The sequence below is a fragment of the Mesorhizobium sp. P3_A2 genome (assembly GCF_056403115.1).
In genome coordinates this window covers 22,830-31,282 of the sequence record NZ_JBFUGC010000023.1, presented here as the reverse complement: position 1 = coordinate 31,282, position 8,453 = coordinate 22,830, and the positions used below count along the sequence as shown (strand labels likewise).

Here is an 8,453-nt window from a genome sequence, read left to right as displayed (position 1 = left end):
CAAGCACTGACAGCTTGAACGCCGCGTCGTAACGACCGTACTTACCCGACAGCCCGGCATCGCCATGCGCCTGGTACAAAGCAACCCACTTGCGAACTGTCGCTGCGTCAACACCATGGTTCGACGCCGCACTCGCGTAGCTTTCATCCCCACGCAAATAGCTATCGACAACCGTTCGCTTGAAACGCGCGCTGTGTCTGGACATGCAAAACCCCCGAAGGTTGTGTCCAACTTTCGGGGGTCAGTTCACGAGGCCGGGTTTTTCATGAATTCAAATTCGAAAGCGATCAGGCAGCTTCTTCCTGCTCGGATTCCTCATTGTCGGCCTTGGCGCCGCGCTTAGGGCCCTTGTTGAGGTTGAGCTCGATCAGGCGCACGGCTTCGGTTTCCGACATGCGGTTGACCGCGGCGATCTCGCGGGCCATGCGGTCGAGTGCCGCCTCATAGAGCTGACGCTCGGAATAGGACTGCTCCGGCTGGTTGTCGGCGCGGTAGAGATCGCGCACGACTTCCGAGATCGAGATCAGGTCGCCCGAATTGATCTTGGCATCATATTCCTGGGCGCGGCGCGACCACATGGTGCGCTTGACCCGGGCGCGACCCTGCACGACCTTCAGCGCGCGCTCGACATAATCCTCTTCCGACAGCTTGCGCATGCCGATGGAGGTCGCCTTGGCGACCGGCACTTTCAGCCGCATCTTGTCCTTCTGGAAGTCGATGACAAACAATTCCAGCTTGTGGCCCGCAACTTCCTGCTCGTCGATCGAGACGATCTGGCCGACGCCGTGCGCCGGATAGACGATGTACTCGCCGGTCTTGAAACCGTGACGTGCCGCGGTGGACTTCTTCTGCGGGGTGATCGTTGCCATTACGCCCTGAACTCCTTGTTGTGGTACCGGCGGCCTGCCGGTCCGAACGCGTGCGACCGGGGACACCGATCGTTAGCCGCACAACAGATGAACCCATCGGAAAAAGCCGGGACCGGCAAACCGCGTACATAGCGACTGCCTGGCCCAAATTGCTCTGGTCCGATTGGGGATTTCACCTTTCAGTGATTTGGGGCGCTTGCGCCATAAATCGACGTTGTGTCACCGGCATGTTTCAGCTGATGTAGCACAAAAAGTAGGAAGAATCAAGGTTTTGCTGCAAACGCACAGGTCAAGCGACATCGCCGCCTGTCAAGGCGGTTGATCCATGACGCGCGTTACGCAGCGTTATGACGGCTCACTGGGCCTCTCAGTCAGTCGCCTTCGCCCGGTTCGGCAGAGAAGTATTTCTCGAACTTGCCGGTCTCACCATCGAAGGTCTTGGCGTCTGCCGGAGGCTCCTTCTTGGCGGTGATGTTGGGCCATTTCTCGGCGTATTCGGTGTTGACCTGCAGCCATTTGTCGAGACCGGGCTCGGTGTCGGGCTTGATCGCATCGGCCGGGCATTCCGGTTCGCAGACACCGCAGTCGATGCACTCGTCGGGATGTATGACGAGCATGTTCTCGCCTTCATAGAAACAGTCGACCGGACAGACCTCGATGCAGTCCATGTACTTGCATTTAATGCAGTTGTCGGTCACGACATAGGTCATTGGTCGGCTCCGGGACGTCCCGTTTTTAATAGGCTTTTTTGGTGAGGTAACCCCTTTGCCTGCCGCTTGCAAGGGCGGCCGTGCCTGGCGGCACCGGCGCTTCCGAAATGGAATTCCAGATCGCCGGCATGGCGAAGAGCGCCAAGGCTTCAGTCTTCGCCGAACAGCCGGTCGGTTTGCCTGCGTTCTTTCTTGGTCGGACGGCCGCTGCCGGCCTCGCGCAGCGCGGGAATGGCATCGGCAACAGCCTCGCCTTTCGGCGCCGGCGGCGGTGACAGATCCTCATAGAGCGTGCGCGCTTCCTCGGCCGGGCCGCGTCGCACACCTGTAGCCAGCACCTTCCAGACGAAGATCCGGCGCTCGTGCGTGATGGTCAAAACATCGCCGGCCTTGACCAGATCCGAGGCCTGCGCTGCTTTGTCGCTGTTGATGCGGACGCGTCCGGCAACCACCAGCTTGGCCGCCAGCGAGCGCGATTTCACCGCGCGCGCGAAAAACAGCCATTTGTCGATGCGCTGGCGACCCTCAGCAACCATCGAACCGTGCCGTGCCTACTTCTTCAGCTGGTCGCGCAAGGCGGCGAGCTTGGCGAAGGGCGAGTCCGGATCGAAGCGCACCGGCCGTTCCTCGCGCGGCTTGGCCTGGAAGGCCGGCTTGCCGCCCTGCGGACCGCCTTTGCCTTCCGGCCTGCCGCCCTTCCAGTCGGGCCGACCTTCGCGACGCTCGCCTTGCGGCTTGCCATCGCGGCGCTGTTCGCCTTCGGCCTGCGGCTTGGGCTTGAACTTCGAGCGGTCGAAGCGCGGCTTGGCGGCACCGTCGCGCTGGTCGCGCCGGCCCTGATAGGCCGGCCGTTCGCCCGGTGCCGGCTGTCCGCCGGCAGCGTCGGCAGGCGCATCGGTGCGAGCAGCCTGGCCGTTGCGTGGGCGATTGTCCCGGCGGTTTTCGTGACGATGACGCGGGCGCTGCTCGAAACGGCCCTGCCGCCACAACAGGATTGGTTTTGGTTCTTCAGCCTCTGGCGCGGCTTGGCTTGCTTCACCCTCCCCCTCGTGGGGAGGGTCGGCGCGCAGCGCCGGAGTGGGGACAGCGCCGGCGTCGCCGGTTGTATCTTCAGCGTCGGCGGCGTCAGCACGGCCTGCTTCGTCAGCGCCGTCACCCCCACCCGCGTCGCTTCGCGCCGCGACCTCCCCCATCGAGGGGGAGGTAAGGGCGTCGGCGCTTTCGGTGACAGTGACGTCGGCGACAGCTTCTGTAACGGGCGGGACTTCTTCCGAGGTTTCTGCGGGAGCTTCGATCTGATCTTCAGAAACAGCCACCGCTGCCGGTTGGGCGACGGACTCTGCGGTCTCCTCTGACGTAACGTCTGCGGCGGTAGCTTCAACAGCCGCATCCGGCTCCGAACCCTCGGCCGGCGCCTCAGCGTCCGCTGCGGCGGCCTCCGCCGCCTGAGCCTGTTCGGCCTTTGCAGCCGCTTCCGCCAGCTTTGCCGCCGCGGCTTCCCGCGCCGCATTGTCTTGCGCTTCCAGCCGCGCCTTCACCTCTGCAGGCGGCTTCGGCTCGGCGCGGTAGCCGAGACCCTTAAGGATCTCTTCCATGTCGTCGGCGGTGGCGCCGAGGATCGACATCATCGGCGGCGTCACCATGAAGGACTGGCCGTCATAGGCGCCATCGGGGCGCTGGCCGAGGCCGGGCTTCCAGTTGGTCGCCGGGCGGATCAGGTCGGCCAGCCGTTCCAGAATGTCGATGCGCACGGCGCGGCGGCCGAGATTGCGGTAGCCGGCGAGCTTGTAGAAGGTCTTGTCGAAAGCCGGGTCGATGACCACCGAGGTGCGGCCGGAGGCCAGCGCGTGCACCACGTCGCCGAAGCCGGGCTTGTCCTTGCCGTCATTCTTCAGCGCCCACAAAAGCGTAATCAGGCCGGCGGGTGCGGGCTTGATCAGCGCCGGCACGAAGACGTGGTAGGCGCCGAAGCGGACGCCCAGCCGACGCAAGGCGGCGCGTCCTTCCTGGTCGAGCGACTTCATTTCTTCGGCGATGTCGCGGCGGTTGATCAGGCCGAAATGCTCGACGAGCTGAAAGGCGATGCCACGGCCGATGCCGGTGATCTGCTCGGCGTTCTTGAGGTCGACCAGCGGCTTCAGCAGCGACTCGATCTGGAAATTGACGAAACGCTCGGCGCGCGCGGCGACCTTGTCGCGGGCGGGGCCGGTCAGCTGCTCGTCGGCCAGCAGCACCAGGCGCGGCTTCAGCGCGTCCTCGCCGGCAACCAGCGTGCCGATCGGTGCGCCGATCCAGCGCAGCGTGCCGTCGGAGCCCAGCGCCAGGTCGCCATTGGCGCAGGCGCCGAAGCGCTCTGCGCGCGCCTCGAACTCGGCGGCCAGCGCCTTTTGCGCTGCCGTGCGCACGGCCTTGGCGTCTTCGCCGCCGGCGCTCTGGTCGGCGGTGAAGCGGAACCCTTGCAACTCGCCGACATGATGGCCTTCGACAAGGACGGTTCCGGTAGGACTGATTTCGGCTTCAGGCATTGTATTTTCTCTAAGGCGCCGCATGAGGACGGAAGTCCTGCGGTCTACAAACCGTTTCGTCAACCGCTCATGCAGCGCATCCGACAATCTGTCTTCGATTTCGCGCGTCTTTTCCTGCCAGTGTGCCTGATCGGCCAGCCAGCCGGGCCGGTTGGACACGAATGTCCAGGTGCGGATCTGGGCGATCCGGTGCGACAGCGTATCGATATCGCCTTCGGTTGTGTCAGCCCGGCGCACCTGCTCGGCCATGTAGTTCTCGTCGACATGGCCGTGTTTGGCGAGGTCCGTGTAGATCGAGGCGATGAGGTCGGAGTGCTGGGCCGGCGCGATTTTGCGGTAGTCGGGGAGCGCGCAGGCTTCCCACAGCAGCGCCACGCGCTTGGCGTTGGTGGCGAGCGCGCGGATGTCCTCGTCGCGGGAGAGATGTTCGAGCGCCTGCGCATCGACCGCCGGCAGCGCCCGCGTCAGCCCTTCGACCGGGGCGTTGGTCTCGATCGAACGCTTCAGTGCGTCCAGGCTGGCGAAATCGAAATCTGCGGTGCGCCACTGCAGCACCTTCACCGGGTCGAACTCATGACCCTCGATGCGCTTGACCAGCTCCTCGTCCAGCGGATCGACCTGGCCGGTGACGCCGAATGTGCCGTCACGCAAATGCCGGCCGGCGCGGCCGGCGATCTGGCCGAGCTCGGCCGCTGTCAGATTGCGGTACTGGTAGCCATCGAATTTGCGGTTCTGGGCAAAGGCGACATGATCGAGATCGAGGTTGAGACCCATGCCGATGGCGTCGGTGGCAACGAGATAGTCGACGTCGCCCGCCTGGAACATTGCCACCTGGGCGTTGCGGGTGCGTGGGCTGAGGGCGCCGAGCACGACGGCGGCGCCGCCCTGCTGGCGGCGGATCAGTTCGCCGATGGCATAGACCTCGTCGGCGGAGAAAGCGACGATGGCGGTGCGACGCGGCAGGCGGGTCAATTTCTTCGAGCCGGCATAGGCGAGATGCGACAGCCGCGGCCGCGTCACCACCGAAACGCCCTTCAGCAGGCGCTGCAGGATGCCATGCATGGTGGCGGCACCGAGCAGCAGCGTTTCCTGGCGACCGCGCAGATGCAGGATGCGATCGGTGAAGATGTGGCCGCGTTCGAGGTCGCCGGCAAGCTGCACCTCGTCGATGGCGACGAAGGCGGCGTCGGTCTCGCGCGGCATCGCCTCGACGGTACAGACCGAATATTTCGCGCCGGGCGGCTGGATTTTTTCCTCGCCGGTGATCAGCGCCACCTTGTGGGCGCCGACCTTTTCGCAGACGCGGGCGTAGACTTCGCGGGCCAGAAGGCGGAGCGGCAGGCCGATGATACCGCTCTCATGTGCCACCATGCGCTCGATGGCGAGATGGGTCTTGCCGGTGTTGGTTGGCCCCAGCACAGCAGTCACGTCGCGGCCCGACAGGATCAGCGGCTCGGTGTGTTTCGGCTGGATGTTCATCGGCCCTGAAATGAGGCTTTCTGCATCGTGTTGTCGGGAGCGCGCCTCGCATGGCGCGTATGACACGCGACACATAGGGATTTCGGGCGCGAAGCGAAAGCGGAATGTTCCGGCCGTCAGTTCGGGAGTCTCGTTCGAGGTCCGGATTCGCTCCCGATTAACAGTTGGAACGAGTCTGGAACGAATCGGCGACGAATCAGTGACTCCAGCAGATTCAGCTTTTGTTCACGGCTACATATGGATTGTGCGACCGGGAGTCTCACCACATGCTGAATCGCTGAAACTGGCCCAATTCATGCAGGGCGAGCTTTGCCATTAACCTTTGCCGATGAAACATGATCACCGTCCAACGGCCGTTGGCCAAGATTATGAAATTATTGATTTTTCTTAACCGGCCTTAGCCATTTGGCAGAGCTTTTCGGTCTTCGCCATTAACGTTTCGGTCAAAGCCGGAACAAATCGGCGACGAATCAGCGATGCCAGGATTTTCCCGATTTGTTCACCCCAATATGTGGTGTTATCCACAGCTTGCCCACCGAGAATTCACAGCTTGTGAAGCGGGTTTCGCACAGCCTAAGCCGGCGCCGTTAATCTTTGCGTGCCGGAACGGAGCAGTGCGGACATGGGAGCCTGAGAGCGTTGCCTGTCGACGACAAAAAAAACGGGCGCGAGCCGGCCCGTTTTTTCTCTCAGGCGAAATGCTGTCGCTCAGGCGAAGTACTGGCCGCCATTGGCGGTGATGGTCGAGCCGGTGATGAAGCCGGCATCCTCGGAGGCGAGGAAGACGACGCAGCGCGCGATCTCTTCCGGCTCGCCGAGGCGGCCGACCGGGATCTGCGGGATGATGCGTTCGTTGAGCACCTTCTCGTCGATTGCCCTGACCATCTCGGTGGCGATGTAGCCGGGGCAGATGACGTTGACGGTGATGCCCGCGCGGGCCCCCTCCTGGGCAAGCGCCTTGGAGAAGCCGATGTCGCCGGCCTTGGCGGCGGAATAGTTGACCTGGCCGGCTTGGCCCTTCTGGCCGTTGATCGAGGAGATGGTGATGACGCGGCCGAACTTGCGGTCGCGCATGCCGCCCCACAGCGGATGCGTCATGTTGAAGACACCGGAGAGGTTGGTGTCGATGACTTCTTTCCACTGCTCGCGCGTCAGTTTGTGGAACATGGCGTCGCGGGTGATGCCGGCATTGTTGACCAGCACCGAGACCGGGCCGAGATCGGCCTCGACCTGTCTGATCCCGGCGGCGCAGGCATCGTAGTCGGCGACCGACCATTTGTAGGTCTTGATGCCGGTTTCCCCGCTGAACTTCCCCGCAGCCTCGTCATTGCCGGCATAGTTGGCGGCAACCGTGTAACCCGCATTCTTCAGGCCGATCGAAATGGCGGCGCCTATGCCGCGCGATCCGCCGGTGACGAGCGCTACTTTGGTCATGTGTCCTCCCAGGCATTAAAGTTGATCGCATGTTCGAGTGGGTATTCCTCTTTCCCCACTCTGTTGTCCGTCGATACCTTGTCTCGTTCTTACAGCGCTTCCACGCACAAGGCGACGCCCATGCCGCCGCCGATGCAGAGCGTGGCGAGGCCCTTCTTGGCGCCGCGGCGGCGCATCTCGAAAACCAGCGTGTTGAAGACGCGCGCGCCGGAGGCGCCGATCGGATGGCCGATGGCAATCGCCCCGCCATTGACGTTGACGATCGATGTATCCCAGCCCATGCCCTTGTTGACGGCGCAGGCCTGCGCGGCGAAGGCTTCATTGGCCTCGACGAGGTCGAGGTCCTTGACCGACCAGCCGGCCTTCTCCAGCGCCCGCTTCGAAGCGGGAATAGGTCCGGTGCCCATGATCGCCGGATCGACGCCGGCGGTCGCCCATGACGCGATGCGCACCAGCGGGGTGATGCCGCGCCTTGTGGCTTCGGCCTCGGTCATCAGCAGCGCGCCGGCAGCGCCGTCATTGATGCCGGAAGCGTTGGCAGCGGTCACCGTGCCGTCCTTGTCGAAGGCCGGCTTCAGCTTGGTCATGGCGTCGAGCGTGGCGCCGTGGCGGATGTACTCGTCCTGGTCGACAATGGTGTCGCCCTTCCTGCCCTTGATGGTGACGGCGATGATCTCGTCCTTGAACTTGCCGGCCTTCTGTGCCGCTTCAGCCTTGTTCTGCGACGCCAGCGCGAACTGATCCTGGTCGTCGCGGGTGATCTGGAACTGGCGGGCGACGTTCTCGGCGGTGTTGCCCATGTGATAGCCATTGAAAGCGTCCCACAGGCCGTCCTTGATCATGGTGTCGATCATCTTGTAGTCGCCCATCTTGACGCCGGCGCGCAGGTGCTCGGCGTGCGGCGACAGCGACATCGATTCCTGGCCGCCGGCAATGATCACCTTGGCGTCGCGGGTGGCGATCTGCTGCATGCCGAGCGCGATGGCGCGCAGACCCGAGCCGCAAACCTGGTTGAGGCCCCAGGCGGTGGTTTCCTTGGGCAGGCCGGCATTGATCGACGCCTGGCGGGCGGGGTTCTGGCCCTGGGCTGCCGTCAGCACCTGGCCGAGAATGACCTCGTCGACTTCGCCGGGCTCGACGCCGGCGCGCGACAAAAGCTCCTTGATGACGACGGCGCCAAGCTCATGCGCCGGGGTAGCGGCGAAGGCGCCGTTGAAGGAGCCGACAGCGGTGCGTGCCGCGCTGGCGACAACGATTGAATTGGCAGCGGACATTTTTCTCTCCAGACTTCGAGGTCGTATTCTCTAGTGTTGTTGGGACTTTTCTTGCCCGTTCCACACCCCAAGTCAAACCGGAAATGGGCATGCCGGCCATGCGCCGCAAGCAGGGCACGAGCGGCCGGCGCGGTCGCCGGGCCTTTGCTGCGCAGCATATTT

Annotated in this window: 7 protein-coding genes; all 7 read right to left on the bottom strand. The window is 63.7% G+C overall.

Going from position 1 to position 8,453, the window contains the following annotated elements:
• Positions 1-205, bottom strand: a 205-nt coding sequence (locus AC1DXM_RS30975; protein ID WP_477236635.1) for a transposase, incomplete at its 3' end; no start/stop codon positions are given.
• An 82-nt stretch (positions 206-287) separates the two neighbouring features.
• A complete protein-coding gene (locus AC1DXM_RS30970; RefSeq protein WP_477239247.1) occupies positions 288-869 on the bottom strand; it encodes a CarD family transcriptional regulator in 582 nt (193 codons plus the stop codon).
• A gap of 371 nt (positions 870-1,240) precedes the next feature.
• The gene (gene fdxA, locus AC1DXM_RS30965; protein WP_142869280.1) at positions 1,241-1,579 is read right to left on the bottom strand and encodes a ferredoxin FdxA; all 339 of its coding nucleotides are present in this window, start codon (positions 1,577-1,579) and stop codon (positions 1,241-1,243) included.
• A 149-nt stretch (positions 1,580-1,728) separates the two neighbouring features.
• Entirely contained in the window at positions 1,729-2,115 is a 387-nt protein-coding gene (locus tag AC1DXM_RS30960) for an RNA-binding S4 domain-containing protein (protein ID WP_477239245.1), read from the bottom strand.
• 15 nt (positions 2,116-2,130) lie between these two features.
• Entirely contained in the window at positions 2,131-5,583 is a 3,453-nt protein-coding gene (locus AC1DXM_RS30955; RefSeq protein WP_477239243.1) for a helicase-related protein, read from the bottom strand.
• A 708-nt stretch (positions 5,584-6,291) separates the two neighbouring features.
• Entirely contained in the window at positions 6,292-7,017 is a 726-nt protein-coding gene (phbB, locus tag AC1DXM_RS30950; protein WP_477239241.1) for an acetoacetyl-CoA reductase, read from the bottom strand.
• Positions 7,018-7,106: 89 nt separating this feature from the next.
• On the bottom strand, positions 7,107-8,291 hold the full coding sequence (locus AC1DXM_RS30945; RefSeq protein WP_477239239.1) for an acetyl-CoA C-acetyltransferase: 1,185 nt from the start codon (positions 8,289-8,291) through the stop codon (positions 7,107-7,109).
• Between the last annotated feature and the right edge of the window lie 162 nt (positions 8,292-8,453).